The 15,431-nt window shown below is 33.4% G+C and carries 18 protein-coding genes; 2 read left to right on the forward strand and 16 right to left on the reverse strand.

Features of this window, described 5'->3' with window-relative positions; translation table 11 throughout:
• Positions 1-28: 28 nt before the first annotated feature.
• Genes EUBIFOR_RS02200 through EUBIFOR_RS02225 form a run of 6 tightly spaced genes read right to left on the reverse strand, consistent with a single transcriptional unit; the run spans position 29 to position 5,242 of the window.
• Entirely contained in the window at positions 29-1,474 is a 1,446-nt protein-coding gene (locus EUBIFOR_RS02200) for a nicotinate phosphoribosyltransferase (protein ID WP_003864268.1), read from the reverse strand.
• A 10-nt stretch (positions 1,475-1,484) separates the two neighbouring features.
• On the reverse strand, positions 1,485-2,096 hold the full coding sequence (locus EUBIFOR_RS02205) for a cysteine hydrolase family protein (RefSeq protein ID WP_003864269.1): 612 nt from the start codon (positions 2,094-2,096) through the stop codon (positions 1,485-1,487).
• A 45-nt stretch (positions 2,097-2,141) separates the two neighbouring features.
• Positions 2,142-3,158 (reverse strand): recombinase RecA, encoded by a 1,017-nt coding sequence (gene recA, locus EUBIFOR_RS02210; protein WP_003864270.1) that lies wholly within the window; start codon positions 3,156-3,158, stop codon positions 2,142-2,144.
• Positions 3,140-3,634, reverse strand: coding sequence for a CinA family protein (locus EUBIFOR_RS02215; protein WP_003864271.1), 495 nt, complete (start codon positions 3,632-3,634; stop codon positions 3,140-3,142). Before EUBIFOR_RS02215 ends, recA begins: the two co-directional genes overlap by 19 nt.
• A complete protein-coding gene (gene pgsA / locus EUBIFOR_RS02220; RefSeq protein ID WP_315969410.1) occupies positions 3,634-4,221 on the reverse strand; it encodes a CDP-diacylglycerol--glycerol-3-phosphate 3-phosphatidyltransferase in 588 nt (195 codons plus the stop codon). The genes EUBIFOR_RS02215 and pgsA overlap by 1 nt, the downstream gene beginning before the upstream one ends.
• Positions 4,181-5,242 (reverse strand): helix-turn-helix domain-containing protein, encoded by a 1,062-nt coding sequence (locus EUBIFOR_RS02225; protein ID WP_003864273.1) that lies wholly within the window; start codon positions 5,240-5,242, stop codon positions 4,181-4,183. The genes pgsA and EUBIFOR_RS02225 overlap by 41 nt, the downstream gene beginning before the upstream one ends.
• An 87-nt stretch (positions 5,243-5,329) precedes the next feature.
• Here EUBIFOR_RS02225 and EUBIFOR_RS02230 point away from each other — a divergent pair, with 87 nt between their 5' ends.
• Complete coding sequence (locus EUBIFOR_RS02230; RefSeq protein WP_040466075.1) at positions 5,330-6,076, forward strand: hypothetical protein; 747 nt, start codon at positions 5,330-5,332, stop codon at positions 6,074-6,076.
• Positions 6,073-6,567, forward strand: coding sequence for a peptide-methionine (S)-S-oxide reductase MsrA (gene msrA, locus EUBIFOR_RS02235; protein ID WP_003864275.1), 495 nt, complete (start codon positions 6,073-6,075; stop codon positions 6,565-6,567). The genes EUBIFOR_RS02230 and msrA overlap by 4 nt, the downstream gene beginning before the upstream one ends.
• Here msrA and EUBIFOR_RS02240 read toward each other — a convergent pair.
• From EUBIFOR_RS02240 to EUBIFOR_RS02285, 10 genes are all read right to left on the reverse strand, one after another.
• Entirely contained in the window at positions 6,564-7,787 is a 1,224-nt protein-coding gene (locus EUBIFOR_RS02240; RefSeq protein WP_003864276.1) for a BaiN/RdsA family NAD(P)/FAD-dependent oxidoreductase, read from the reverse strand. The two genes, msrA and EUBIFOR_RS02240, sit on opposite strands and share 4 nt — an antisense overlap.
• Positions 7,781-8,590, reverse strand: a complete 810-nt coding sequence (locus EUBIFOR_RS02245) for a Cof-type HAD-IIB family hydrolase (RefSeq protein ID WP_003864277.1) — start codon at positions 8,588-8,590, stop codon at positions 7,781-7,783. Before EUBIFOR_RS02245 ends, EUBIFOR_RS02240 begins: the two co-directional genes overlap by 7 nt.
• Positions 8,587-9,462, reverse strand: coding sequence for a YitT family protein (locus EUBIFOR_RS02250; RefSeq protein ID WP_040466076.1), 876 nt, complete (start codon positions 9,460-9,462; stop codon positions 8,587-8,589). The genes EUBIFOR_RS02245 and EUBIFOR_RS02250 overlap by 4 nt, the downstream gene beginning before the upstream one ends.
• A gap of 85 nt (positions 9,463-9,547) precedes the next feature.
• Positions 9,548-9,970 carry a MarR family winged helix-turn-helix transcriptional regulator gene (locus tag EUBIFOR_RS02255; RefSeq protein WP_003864279.1) on the reverse strand — a complete coding sequence of 141 codons (423 nt, stop codon included), beginning with the start codon at positions 9,968-9,970 and terminating at the stop codon, positions 9,548-9,550.
• 4 nt (positions 9,971-9,974) lie between these two features.
• Positions 9,975-11,036, reverse strand: a complete 1,062-nt coding sequence (locus tag EUBIFOR_RS02260; RefSeq protein WP_003864280.1) for a C45 family autoproteolytic acyltransferase/hydrolase — start codon at positions 11,034-11,036, stop codon at positions 9,975-9,977.
• A gap of 83 nt (positions 11,037-11,119) precedes the next feature.
• Entirely contained in the window at positions 11,120-11,791 is a 672-nt protein-coding gene (locus tag EUBIFOR_RS02265; RefSeq protein WP_040466077.1) for a Bax inhibitor-1/YccA family protein, read from the reverse strand.
• Positions 11,792-11,872: 81 nt separating this feature from the next.
• Positions 11,873-13,078, reverse strand: a complete 1,206-nt coding sequence (locus tag EUBIFOR_RS02270) for an ATP-binding protein (RefSeq protein ID WP_003864282.1) — start codon at positions 13,076-13,078, stop codon at positions 11,873-11,875.
• A 133-nt stretch (positions 13,079-13,211) separates the two neighbouring features.
• The gene (locus EUBIFOR_RS02275; RefSeq protein ID WP_003864283.1) at positions 13,212-13,406 is read right to left on the reverse strand and encodes a type II toxin-antitoxin system antitoxin; all 195 of its coding nucleotides are present in this window, start codon (positions 13,404-13,406) and stop codon (positions 13,212-13,214) included.
• Entirely contained in the window at positions 13,406-14,404 is a 999-nt protein-coding gene (locus EUBIFOR_RS02280) for an SPFH domain-containing protein (RefSeq protein WP_003864284.1), read from the reverse strand. The genes EUBIFOR_RS02275 and EUBIFOR_RS02280 overlap by 1 nt, the downstream gene beginning before the upstream one ends.
• A gap of 73 nt (positions 14,405-14,477) precedes the next feature.
• A complete protein-coding gene (locus EUBIFOR_RS02285) occupies positions 14,478-15,431 on the reverse strand; it encodes a type I phosphomannose isomerase catalytic subunit (protein ID WP_003864285.1) in 954 nt (317 codons plus the stop codon).

Consider the following 15,431-nt stretch of genomic DNA (forward strand, 5'->3'; position numbering starts at 1 on the left):
AAAAACCGTCAAGCGACGGTTTCTTTTTTTATTTATATTTCTTCAACATTTCTAGCTTAAGATTCAATAACTTTTCACTTAAGTCTACATAATATTCTTGTGGATATACAAAACGTTTGATTTCATCCCAAATTGTAGCAAGTTCCTTTTCACTATATGCACGAATTTCTTCTAGAGTTGGTAAATCATAAACAAGCTTTCCATCTTTAAAGATTGGCACTAACATATCACGTACTGTATATGTATTGGCAGGAATCACTTTATATTTCCAACGTGACATTGGATGATAGATAGTTAGATCTTGCGTTGTATCGATCACTTCATCTTCTAATGTCAATAAATCGGCAATGGCCATACCTGTTTCTTTATCCATGATACGATTTAAATTTTTCATACCTGGATTTGTCACTTTTTCAACATTGTCACTAATTTTGATTTTTGGGATTACTTGACCATCTTTTTCAATCGCCACCATTTTATAAACACCACCAAATACTGGTGAATTTTTTGAACAAATCAAGTTTTCACCAACACCAAACGAATCAATTTTAGCACCTTGTTGGTGAATCAAAGATTCAATGACATATTCATCTAAGGAATTGGATACAACGATTTTACAATCTTCCATACCGGCTTCATCTAACATCTTACGAACTTTTTTAGAAAGATATGCCATATCTCCACTATCAATACGAACCCCTTTTAAACGGTATCCATTGGGTTCTAGATAATCCTTAGCTACTTTAATCGCATTCACAATACCTGATTTTAAAGTAGAATATGTATCAATCAATAAAGTACATGCGTCTGGATATGTTTTGGCATAATACATAAATGCATCATATTCGGTATCAAAGCTTTGAATAAATGAGTGCGCCATTGTACCAAGTACAGGTACACCAAATTCTTTACCAGAATATGTTGTAGCACTTCCTGCACATCCTGCAATATAAGCTGCTCTAGCTCCTAGAATAGCTGCATCAAAGTTATGAGCACGTCGTGCACCAAATTCCATGACGGCTCTACCTTCACTAGCTTGTACAATACGACGTGATTTTGTCGCAATCAAAGTTTGGTGATTGATAGCCAAAAGTAATGCCGTTTCTACAAGTTGTGCTTCAATAATTGGTGCTTTTACACGAACCAATGGTTCATGAGGAAATACCGGTGTTCCTTCTGGAATCGCATAAATATCACCTGTAAAACGAATGATTGATAAATATTCTAAAAATTCTTCACTAAATTGGTTTAATGAGCGCAAATAATCAATATCTTCTTTTTCAAAATGCAAATTTGAAACATAATCCACAACCTGTTCTAAACCTGCAAATACACAATATCCCCCGTCATCCGGATTTTTACGATAGAATAAGTCAAATACGACTTCTTTGTCTTTATTATCATTAAAATAACATTGACTCATTGTTAGTTCATAAAAGTCCATGACTAAACTTAAATTTCTCTTATCTTTCATTTTTTTAATCTTACTCCCTTACTTCAGAAACAACTTGAATGCCATTCATTTCCATCATTCTAAATGCGACATCATTAAAGAATGTAGCTTCATGTACTTCTGGTATATGATAGGTTTCTGTACAGTTTTCAACCACGATAATACGATATTCATTCATATTGTGTTCATTGAACCAAGTGTTTAAACTTAACACAAAATGAAGCACACAAAGATCTGTACAACAACCTGTCACAATTATATCACGATAATATTTCAAATCTGAATTTAAAAACTCTTCAAATTCAGGTGCCATAAACGTATTCGTACTGTTCTTCTTGATGACATGTTTCACAAACGGCTTTAAAGAATCAACTACTTCAGATTCTTCACTTCCAATTACACAATGTGCTGGAAACGAATTGAATTCACGCGTCTTTGGTGGATGTGAATCACACACAAAAAAATTGTTGCACTCTAAACATGTTAATAGATTTTCAATATTCTTTTCCACATTGCCAATGGCTTCATCATGAAGTGGTCCTATATTCACAAACCCTTTAATCATATCCACCACAAATACAACCGGATTATTTAATTCAATTTTTTGAATGGATTTATAATTCTTATTTTCTAAACGTGCCATATAATATATACCTCTAAATGAAAATAAGAGTTCTACGCAGAACTCTTATTCTTCAACATCTTTGTTTGTTCTAAACTCCTTTAATTTCTCTTCAAGCATTGATTTGAATTCTGGATTTGCCTTGATGTAAGCTTTGGCAGCCTCTTTTCCCTGTCCAATTTTTTCTCCTTCATAGCTGAACCATGCCCCTGCCTTTTTTACAATATTGGCATCAACACATAAATCTAATAGTTCACTAATATAAGAGATTCCTTCTCCGTACATAATTTCAAGTACAGCCGATTTAAATGGAGGAGCTACCTTATTTTTAACAATTTTTACTTTGACTTTATTACCTACAATGTCTGTACCATTTTTAATGGCATCTGCCTTACGAATATCTACACGAACAGATGAGTAGAATTTTAAAGCACGACCTCCAGGTGTTGTTTCTGGATTTCCATAAATAACGCCGACTTTTTCACGAAGCTGGTTGATAAAAATAGCTGTACAATCATTTTGGTTCATTGCTCCGGCAAGCTTACGCATAGCCTTAGACATCATACGAGCTTGTAATCCAACTTGATTATCACCCATTTCACCATCTAATTCGGCTTGTGGAACTAAAGCTGCAACACTATCTACAACAACCAAATCAACAGCTCCACTTTCTACAAGCATCAACATAATATCTAATCCTTGTTCACCTGAATCTGGTTGAGACAAAATTAATTCATCAATATTAACACCTAAATTTTTTGCGTATACAGGATCGATCGCATTTTCTGCATCAATAAAGGCTGCACGACCACCCTTTTTTTGAACTTCAGCAACGGCATGTAAAGCAAGCGTTGTTTTACCACTTGATTCCGGACCGAAGATTTCAATAATTCTTCCCTTTGGATATCCGCCAATACCCAAGGCATCATCTAAAAGTAAACTTCCTGAAGGAATAGGTTCAATATCAACAGCCGCTCGATCCCCAAGTTTCATGACAGAACCTTTACCATATTCCCTTTCGATTTCATTTAAAACATCACTTAAAAGCTTATCTTTATTTGTTTCTACTTTTTCTTTTGGCATATATTCTCCTTTTGAATTGTTTGAATCAATATATCAATCATCTGCATAACAACATGTTCTCTAACATCATTTCTAGACAAACTTGTACATTGAAAACCATACACTTGAATAGCTTTTTTTGATGCGATTGCACAATATACTCTTCCCGCTGGTTTTTCTTCCCAAGCATCCGGTCCAGCATTTCCTGTAAAAGAAATACAATAATCCACATCCATAATTTGTCTTGTATTTTTAGCCATCGCATACGCACACTCTTCACTGATTACACCATATTTTTGAATTAAGTCCACATCCACATGAGCCAATACACTTTTCATTGGTGTAAAATAAGTCACTAAGCCACCTTTTAATATGGCACTTGCCCCAGGTATGGAGGCAATCGTACTCGTAAATAATCCAGCCGTTAAACTTTCACAGCTAGAAATGGTTAAATGATTTTCTGTACATAAAGAAACTAGTTGTCTTGCATCATTCATTACATAGTCTCCAAAACATATTTTTTTAATTGATTGAAATAAATCAATCCACTATATAAAGAAGCCGCTGTTGCTGCCCACAACAAAATTTGATCCATACGAATCCCCATATAGACAAATGGCCAATCTTTCAACAATAAGAACACAAGTGCAAACATTTGTAGTACAGTTTTTAATTTTCCAAAAATTCCTGCACTGACAACTTCACCAGAATTTGCAGCACTCATTCTTAATCCATCTACGATCAAATCTCTTGCGATCATCAATAATACGGCAATCACATTAGCCTTATGAAAATAAACCATCAAGATCAATACTGTATTGACTAACATCTTATCTGCGATTGGATCCGCAAATTTTCCAAATGAAGTAATCCAATTGTTCTTTCTTGCCAACATTCCATCAAAGAAATCGGTAATACTCGCAACCGCAAAGATCACAAACGCAATCACATCTCGAAGGGCTAAGCCGCTTGTTTCATCAATTACGCAAAGAGTAGGATCCATACACAAATATACAGCTACAACTACCGGTACTAATAAAATTCTAATAATCGTTAGTCTGTTCGGTATATTCATTTTGGTCATATGTATAATCCCCCTCTTGTCCATAATATTCATCTGAGTAACCATAATCATAGCCACTATCATCATATTGTGAATATTCTTCAGTCTCTTTTTGATTTCCTTTTCCAACCTGTAAAGTTATGATGGCCGGTTGACCTTCTTGCCAATCTGTTTTATCAAAAGAAATCTCTTTTTCATCAATAGTAATCGAGTTATCTGAATACGTTTCAATACTAATTTCAAAAGTACAATTCTCGGATAATTCTAGAGATTGCGTAAATGTACCCGTATATACTTTTGTATCATCATTGATTGTTTCACCATCTTTTGTCACAGTGATCTTTGACTTTGTTGGCAATGTGATACTTAAATCTAATGTCTTCATATCCTCTTGTATATTTGAAAGCTGATATGCATTGGTTTCACCATCTATTTTTTTGACAACCAAAGCCGCAGCTTCTTTTGCCTTTTGACGCTGATTTGCCAATTTATTCGTTTCCTGTTCCTTTTTTGAAAGTTGTTCTTGACGCAAAGCCTCTTGCGTTTGAAGTTTCTGATTTGAAATGGCACGAAGCCCAAAATTAATAACAGATAAAACGCATAAACCTGCAATTCCAATCAGGACAAGCACTTTAATCAATTGCGATTGATTTGTACTCAAAGAAGAACTTGTTCGACTTACATGTTTTTGAAACCAAGATTTTTTCTTTTTAGTCGATGACTTCTTTTTCTTTTTTTGAACACTTGCCATCTGCTCTACCATTCGTCTTTGTGCCATTGTCAAAGCCATATCTTTTTGATGAGCCACTTCATTAATATCCATGTCCACTTCATCAGCGATTGCTTGCCAATTTACACCAATGGCATCGCAATAGGCATGTACAAAATAACGAACAAAAGAAAAATCATCCGAAAAAACATCTAAGTTATGTTCTTCGATAGCTTGTATATATTGAGGCGCTAGTCGCGTCTGATTTGAAACATCCTGAATGGAAAGTTTTAGATTTGTACGACGTTCTTTTAAGATGTGATAATAAGCCACTAAAACTCCCCCTTTGAAGTTTATTATAACAAATAAAAGGAAAGAATACCATGTTGTGCTATAATTATTTATGAAAGGATGAATGAAATGTCACAACTTAATTTTTCAATTGGAACATTTTCTCAATGCATGAGTTTTTCACCTCAAAATATACAAATCGATAATTTTGAAGACTGTACACTCTATTGTATTGATTGCGAAAATGTCCAACAATTCGATATTAATACACTGAACGCCACAAGTCCTAGCGTTTTCTTTTTCTTTGGAAACTTTGAAAAAATAGGACAAAAAGCATGGCAACAAATCTTTACGATTGCCAAAGATTTTCCTAATTCCTATTGTTTCAATACACACCAAAGTCAAAAGAATTTTGCGGACATCTATTGTGCTACACTTCTTGGTCAAGTTGTCGCCAATGTTATACCTAAAAAAATTCTTCTTGTCACAAATGATCAAGGATTTCATGGCATTAAACAAGCTTTAATGTTTCAAGGTAAAGACATCGACATCGAAATTTTACAAACAAGAGATACATTCTTATTGCCATTAAAAGAAGAACAGCCAAAACAAGTTCAAAAAGCAAAAAAACAACTCCCGCAAACAAATCAAAAGCCAAATGAGGCGAGTGATGAAGAGGTTTTAGAAGCCTTAAAAAAATATCCTAAAATCAATACACGCTATGCATCGATTGATGATTTAAGCAAATATTTAATGCCTATCTTAGCGAATAAACAAAAGAAGTGTAAACTTTCAAAATGGATCGAAAGTGATTACGCAAAAAAAGTAGGTCGATATAAAAAGGATTCGAAAGGAAAATATTATAAATTAAAATGATAAAAACAATATATTTAGCAGGTGGCTGTTTCTGGGGTGTACAACACTATTTTGATCAATTTGATGGCATCTTAAAAACAATTGTTGGATATGCGAATGGTAAAACGCAAAATCCAGAATATAAAGATGTTAAAGCAGGGCTTACAGGTCATGCAGAAACATTAGAAATTCAATATGATGACAAAACAATTTCATTATCTAAAATATTAGACTTATACTTTGATATCATTGATCCAGTATCTGTCAATCAACAAGGTGAAGATATCGGTATTTCCTATCGTACAGGTATTTATTATGTGGAAAAAACAGATTTAGAAACCATTCAATCTAAATATAATGAAATCCAAAAGAAATATGATTCACCTCTAGCTGTTGAAGTAGAGCCTATGAAAAACTTTTTTAATGCCGAAGAATATCATCAAAAATACCTGGATAAAAATCCAGGTGCCTATTGTCATATTCCTGCATCAAAATTTAAGAAGGGACTTTAATTGGCCCCTTCTTTTATTGTGCTTCCCGCAACATATCCTGTTGTCCATGCGATTTGTAGATTGTATCCACCTGTTTGTGCATCCAAATCTAAAACTTCTCCAACAAATTTTAAACCTTTAATTTTCTTAGCTTCCATTGTCTGAGGCTGAATTTGATTAGTCTTGATTCCACCCACAGTAATCATAGCTTGTTCAAAACCTGCAAAATTTGCGATTTCAAAACTTAAGCACTTCAATAATTCACTAATACTTCTTCTTTGTGCTTTTGTGGTTTCATTGGCTTTTAAAGAAGCATCAATATATAATCGATTCATAACATATTGAACCAATCGCTTAGGAATCATTGTTTCTAATATATGGCTCAATTTTTTATTCGAAGAATAATTCATTCGTTCTAACAAGAGCATGTCTACTTCATCGATTGATTTGTCACAAATTAAATCTAAAATAATTCGTTCAGGTTTTGAATTAATGACATAGCTTGACATAGCCAAAATTGCAGGTCCACTCAAACCTTCATGGGTAAATAAAATATCACCACATTCTTTATAAAGAACTCTTTTACCTTTCTTTATTTGAATTCCAACATTAGACAATGAAAGTCCTGCCAAATCAAAGTCTTCCTTAGTGCGTAAAGCGACTAATCCAGGATACAAATCACTTACTTTAATATCCAAATTTTGAGCCCATTGATATCCATCTCCACTACTTCCTGTGGATACAAATGATTTTCCTCCCGTTGCGACAATAACTACATCAAATGAATATGATCCTTTACTAGTTTCAATACCAACAACTCTATCGTCTTCAACAACTACATTTGTACAAGCCTCATCCATATGTAGGATGACATTATTTTTGCGTAATAAATCTACAAACAATAAGACAACGTCTTGACTTGAATTTGAACCTGGAAACATACGTCCGTGATCTTCTTCAATAGTAGGTAAACCATTGGATTTTAAAAACTGAATCATATCCAAATTTGAGAATTGTGAAAAAGAACTATACAAGAATTTTTCATTGTGTACAACATGCTTGAAAAATTCATCTTTTGAACAATTGTTTGTCACATTACAACGCCCATGACCTGTGAGTTGTAATTTCTTACCCAATTGTTTATTCTTCTCAAACAATTCTACTTGATGTCCTTCTAAACTTGCCGTATAGGCAGCCATCAATCCGGATGGACCGCCTCCAATTACGCATACTTTTAGCATAGAATCCCACTTTCTTCTAGATAAATAGCTAAGCCATCGTGATCATTATCCTGTTTAGTGATGGCATTAGCACAAGCTTTTGTATCATCTGTACCATTGATCATACAAACACCGCAACCCGCTACTTTTAACATGTCATTATCATTGGATGTATCTCCAAAGGCCATGACATCCTTTATATCTAAATCATTGAGTTCGCATATTTTTTGTAGTCCATATCCCTTATTAATTCTTTTATCACAAAATTCAAGTAGTGTGGATTGTGTTTTAAAACCATGATAATAAGGATTTGGATGTTCTTTTACCCAAGCTTCCGCCTTAGGCATATCCTCTTCTTTCATACGGAACATGATTTTTGCGTTTTCATGCGCATAGAAATCTTCTAATTTTACAACTTCCAATTCTTTATGCGATGTCGTAGCCGAATGAATCATCATATCATCAATATGAACACAACGAATCTTTCCATTCCAATATATCATTGGATTACATTTGACAACTTTCATGATTTCCATAGTTTCTTTTAACCATTCCTTTTTCATCATGAAATAACTATAAAATTTTTGATGCACTCCATCCCAAAGTTCTGCACCATTCATTCCTACCACAAAATCAAAGTCAAAAGGTAAATCCCAATACTCTTTATTGCGTTTTAATTCATCTGCCGGACGACCAGATGCAATACCAAAATAAATCCCTTTTTCATGAAGTTGAATTAAATCTTTCTTCGTTCTAGGTGTCAATTCTTTCTTTTCATTCACTAATGTCGCATCAATGTCACAAATCACTAATTTTGTCGTCACTTTAAATCCTCCAATTCATAAGTAAATCCTTCGCCATCGACTTCATGAACACTATTCACGATAATAAACGCTCTTGGATCCACCTTCATGATTTCATGTTCTAAATTCGAATACATTTTTTGTGGAATAACAATCATCAATACAGGTTTGGATTCGTTTGTATATCCACCCTTACCTTCTAAAACAGTAACTCCACGTTTCATGTTATCTAACACATGATTTTTAATTTCAACCCATTGGTCCGAAATAACCATACAGTTAATAGCTGTACTTGAACCAATCAAAATCGTTTTATCAATCGCAAAACCAGATGTGAATACAGATAAAACTCCAATCAAAGCTGGTTCTACACCATATGTAGACATTCCCAATAATACAGTTAAAGCATCAATGATCATTACAGAATTTCCAGAAGAAATATGCGTATATTTATGAATCAATAATGCAGGAATATCCATTCCTCCTGTACTTGCGTTTACTCTAAAACAAAGTCCTAAGCCAATACCTGAAATCAACCCACAATAAATACTTGCCAACATGGGTTGCATCACAAATGTATCTTTTGGAAATAAAGTTGTCACATAAGTCAACAAAGAAACGAAAAACGAATAACTAAATGTTGAAATTAATGATTTCAATGCGAATGCCTTTCCTAAAAAAACGGCTCCCACAATATAAAGTCCAATCATCAATATGTTGATCAACCATACTGATGGAATAAATGGCAACAACGGTTTTAATGCCACTGCCACACCGGCTACCCCTCCAGTTAATGTATTATTCGGTAAAACAAAAAAAGCAACCGACACTGCCACCATAAAATTTCCCAATAATACAACCAATACATCTTTTACATAATTTGTTTTTTTCATATAAGCCTCCCCAAACGCCATCTTTATTCTATCAAAAAAGAAGGGTTTATGAAACAAAAGAAAAAGCTGGGTATCCAGCTTATCTTTACAGCATTTCTTTTGCGGTTTGTGTAATCAAATCAAACAGTTCAATCACTTCAGGTTGTCTTTCATAGCCAATCTTATCAAACAATTCATCTACAATTTTTAAAATCTTTTCATGTTGCTTCTTATAGATTTTAATCATCGAATCATTTAATGTAATATAGATTTTACGCGTATCCTTTTCACTACGAATACGTGTAATCAATTGCTTTTTTTCCATACTTGTAAGCGTACGATTCATCTGCGATTTTTGCATGCGCATATAGTTGCATAAATCCGTTGCGGTTACATCTAAATCTTGATTTTGATATAAATAACGACAAATCATCGACTCATTGTAAGGAAGATCTGGAGTGATTCTTTCATTATTGATAACAGTTGTCATTTGAAGCCATGCTTCTAATACTTGTTCATTCTTTTTCATAATTTTATTCTAGCACAGAAATTGTGTATTTCGCATCATAATTTTGATTCACACAAATCGTTACCTTTTTATTCTTTAAATCATATACACAAGACCATTGTGTCTTTGATATTTTTCCCTGTTTGTTTTTATGCGCATCTTGCGAACAATCGGATAAAAGTTGCATAGCTTCATGTTTGGATAGTTTTCCATTTGTGGAACTTAATTTTTCATCAATAATTTGGTAGCGGTCTTGGCCAAAATTAAATTCTGCATCGGGTTGAGTCAATAAGAAATTTGTGGCACACTGATAATTCTTGTCTGGATATACAGCCTTCATTTCATCATCCACATACTCTACAACAACACTCTTTCCAGAAGCATCACAAATTTGGAAGTGATAACAACTATTCGCACTTGAATGCATGTCATAAGAAGATAATAATTCTACTGCTTCATCCACATTTTTGGCCTTATCAAGCATTAAACGAATCGCTGTTGTTGTTGTGATATCCACCTTTTTTGTATTCTGATTTGTAGGTTTTGTATCAATCAACAATACACCAACCGCTAATCCTTTTTCATTCATTCCATCTAATGGTGCATAAGGGGCTGCCAAAGTTACTAATGAATCCTTTAATGTATCTGGTAAATGTTTTTCGTTGTATCCCACAAAGCCCAAATTCACCATGGAAACAGAGGCATACCCATTTTTAGGTTTCGTCTTCACTAATACACTTGGCGAATAATCCATATCAAAGTTGCGTCCAAACAGATATCCTGAATCTTTATTTTGTGCAATAAATGTAGAACAACCTAAATCCGGAATATTTATGCTTAATGGTAATCCCTTCATGACGTGATTCACCACAAATTCGACAAGCTCTTTATCATTGCTTGCACCTTTTTCTAAAAACTCATCCAATCCATAATCCGCACTATAATCCATTGTATACATTGGATAAGCATCTACTTTTTTTAATGATTTTAATGAGCTATATTCCTTGTGAAACAGACAAACAATTCCTATTCCACAAATCAATAATAAACATAATATAGTAATTCCTATTTTCTTTAATACTTTCATACATACTCCTTTAGTTCATTTTGTGAACTATTAAAGTATACAATATTAGTTTACATTGTCAACCATAAAAAATAGAGATGAAACTAATCATCTCTACGTCCTAATAATCGCAAAATGTATAAGAAAATATTCAAGAAATCTAAATATAGCTGTAGCGCCATATAAATCGAAATCTTTTCATCTTCATAGCCATTCAACATATAATTCATTTTTTGTATATCCCAAGCTGTAAGTCCAGTAAATAATAAGAGTCCAATCACGCTCCATAAGCGTACATCCATGCCAACTCTAAATAGCATGAAGAAAAATTGACTAAAGATCATCGCAATCAAACCAATCAAACAAATGTTTCCCACTTTACTAAGATCCATTTTAGTCGTCTTTCCAATAATAGCTAAACATGCAAAGTAGATAGCGCTAATGCCAAAGGCAGCTGCAATCTGTCCAGCACTATATACATAAGCCAATGATGTCATATTGATTCCCATTGTAAGTGAATACACAATAAACATCGTCTTCATTGTGGAAGCGGGTGTATTACGTGATAATTGACGTCCCATTGAAATCGTTAACGAAATTTGTACTATGAATAATAATAGTGAAATCATGGGAATTTGAATAATAAGCATGAATATGCCTGAAGCATACAACAAGGCCGAAGTGATTGCCGTAATTCCAAGGCCTACCATCATCCAGCTGTATACTTTATATAATGAATTTGTGCTAACTGAGTTTGAATAATTGTTTGTATACATAAATATATTTACCTCCTATTTTTAGAGTATTTTATGTTTTTTACATATACATTACAATGTACAACTTAATCAAATTGACTATTATATCCATCGATCTTGCAATAAAAAATCTTGTAGATGCACAATTTTGATTCCCTCATCATTTCCAACATCTAAATCATTTAACGTTACTACATACTTAGGATAATTATCTTGAATATCCTTCAAATTCGAAGTTTCACGATCTGAATTTTCGGGTAATTGAACACAGACTTGTACATAGATTTTTTCATCTCTTAAAATAGCGACAAAATCGATTTCCTTTGTACCTAACTTTCCAACATAAACATCATAGCCTCGTCTTTTTAGTTCTAAATACACAATATTTTCCATTACAGCATCTAACATATTTCGATTATATCCAAACAAAGCATATTTCAATGAAATATCTGCCAAATAATATTTTTCTTGTGTTTTCAAAATATTTTTACCCTGCAAATCATATCGTCTACATGGATAAATAATAAAGGCTTGTTCTAACCATCTTAAATAATTATATATACTTTCATTTGAGAGTTGCCGATTCTCACTCTTTAAGAATTTAGAAATTGAATTGGCCGAGAATGTCTTACCTGTATTTTCAACCACATATTTGACAACACGATCAAACAATTCTTGTTTATGAATACGATGACGATTTACAATGTCTCTAGAAACAACAGTATAATATATACCATTCACAATTTGATATGCCGCATTAGATTCATACTCATTTAATGCGACAATAGGAAAGCCTCCAAAACGTATATACTCATTCAACAACTCTCTTTTTGATAATTGACTCTTAGATTTAAATTGTAAATACTCCCTAAATGACAATGTATATACAGGTATTTGCACATATCTTCCAGTTAGATAAGTTGAAATCTCACTCGACATTAATTTTGAATTTGAGCCAGTCACATAAATATCGAAATTTCCTTTTTCCAACAAAGAATTTACTACCTTTTCCCATCCCGATATTTCTTGAATCTCATCTAAAATCAAATATGAATATTCATTATCTTTTGATTCACAAACTAGTTCATCATACATTTGTTTAGCCGTAATATTCTGCGCTATATCCATATCTGTATATCTTTTACTGATGATACATTTTTTCTCAATTCCAGAAGCAAGCAATTTTTCTTTCAACATTTCAAAGATAGTTGATTTTCCACAACGCCTTACACCAGATAAGATTTTCACTAATGGTTGACCAATGAATGGAGCTATTCCTTCTATATAATCATGTCTATTAATAATCACAATATCACCTTCTTTATTCTAAGTATACCAAATAAAGTATACAGTTTTAAACATTTTTTAAAATATAGCCTGTAAAACTTTTGGCTTATGAATACTTTTTCAAGTTAAAAAGAGAATGTATTTCTACACTCTCTTACTTAACATCCAATTCAATAGGCTCATCCATCGTATCACTGACGTATTTGCCATTCTTTTTTCTTTGTTTCACACACTCTGTCAACAAGTATTCGATTTGTCCATTAACACTGCGAAAATCATCTTCTGCCCATGAAGCGATTTGATCATACAATTTTTTTGAAAGACGCAAAGGAATCTGTTTCTTTTCCATTAATACAAACTGCCAGAATTAACAACTGGCTGCGCATCATGGTTTCCACAAAGTACGACTAACAAGTTAGAAACCATAGCCGCTTTCCTTTCTTCATCCAATTCTACAACCCCATTTTCATTTAAACGATCCAATGCCATTTCAACCATACCAACAGCTCCATCGACAATCATCTTACGCGCATCAATAATGGCACTTGCCTGTTGTCTTTGAAGCATAACGGCTGCAATTTCTGGTGCATATGCCAAATATGTAATTCTTGCCTCAATAATTTCAAGACCTGCATCTTTTACTTTACATTGAATTTCATCACGAATTCTAGAAGCAACCACTTCACTAGAACCTCTAAGACTTCCCTCATCGGCAATTCCATCTCCTGTTGTATCTACATTTTCAGCTACATCATAAGGATAAATACGAACAATATTTCTTAATGCACTATCGCATTGTAAAGAAAGATATTCCTTATAGTTATCTACATTAAATACAGCTTTTGCGGTATCTGTAACACGCCACATCACGGCAATTCCAATCTCAACAGGATTTCCTAGACAATCATTGATTTTTTGGCGATTGTTGTTTAAAGTCATGATTTTCAGAGATACTTTTTTCGAAGCCATTTCTACCGTGCTATTATTTTGCGTTTGAAAAATACTCTTCTTAGACCCATCATCCACATCTCCACTTTGATTCAGTTTTGTCTTTGCGGCAGGATTGACAGCCTGACAAAAAGGATTGACATAATAGAATCCAGCATCCTTTAAAGTCCCTACATATTTACCAAACAATGTTAAAACCAAGGCTTCTTGTGGTTTCAATACTTTTAAACCCAAAAATGGAATCCAACCAATACATAGCCATACAACACCAATAATAAAGAGTGGCCAAATCACTGCAGCTCCTACTATTGTCATCAACACTGCTGCAAGATATAAAACAATCCATACTATAAGCATGGCCATGCCATTCTTTTTGTTGCTTAAAACTTTTTCTGTCATATAAGCACCTCCTGATACCTAGATGATATCATTTTGATATCTATTGTCAATAGAAAAAAGCAACCATTGCTGATTACTTTTCTTTCGGTGGTTCACTTACTAATAAATCCACGTTTCCTTTTATAGAGTATACTTTTACACCACTTGTGACAATAAATCCAATTCCGGCATGAATATCATAATCCACTCCATTTATGTTTAATACACCATTTCCGCTCAAGGGCAAACATAAAGAATATCGAGAATTTTGGATTGTGATTTCTTCTTCAATTTTATAACGAGTCACTCTAAAATATTCCGTATTGACATATTCAATGACTTCATTACCTTGTACCAATGTAACGTTCAAAGAAATTTCAGGTTCTCTATGCGTAATATTCGTTACATTACACGCTTTATCGATATGTAGCTCTCTTGTATTTCCATTGGCATCTTTTCGATCATAATCATAAATACGATATGTAACATCGCTACTTTGTTGAACTTCAGCCATCATAAGTTGACCTTCAATACCATGTACAGTTCCCGCAGGCGTATAAACAAATTCATTGGCATGAACTGGCTTTCGAATAAATAAAGTATCCCATTCTTTATTTTCTATCGCTTTGCGAAATTCTTCTTTTGTTTTAGCTGTATGACCACGAATGATCTTTGTTCCTTTTTCTACATCCAGCCATAAACAAAATTCAGCTTTTCCGAAATCATTTTCATATTTTTTCGCATAGGCCCCGTCTGGATGCACCTGTACAGAACAAGGTTCTTGAATCTCGTTAATTTTAACCAATAAAGGGAATTTTTCATGTGTATCTCGATCAAACAATTCCCTATGATTCGCATAGACTTCTTTTAAAGTTTCTCCTTTATATTTTCCATTGGAGATAACACTTAAACCATTATCATGCGCACTAATAGCCCAATATTCACCAATTTTTAATGATTCATCCCCAATATGGAACTTCTTTTGAATTCGATTGGAACCATACGGTTTCTCTTTTAAGACCGAATCTAAAAATAAAACATTTTCCAT

The organism is Holdemanella biformis DSM 3989 (genome assembly GCF_000156655.1).
GTDB lineage: Bacteria > Bacillota_I > Bacilli_A > Erysipelotrichales > Erysipelotrichaceae > Holdemanella > Holdemanella biformis.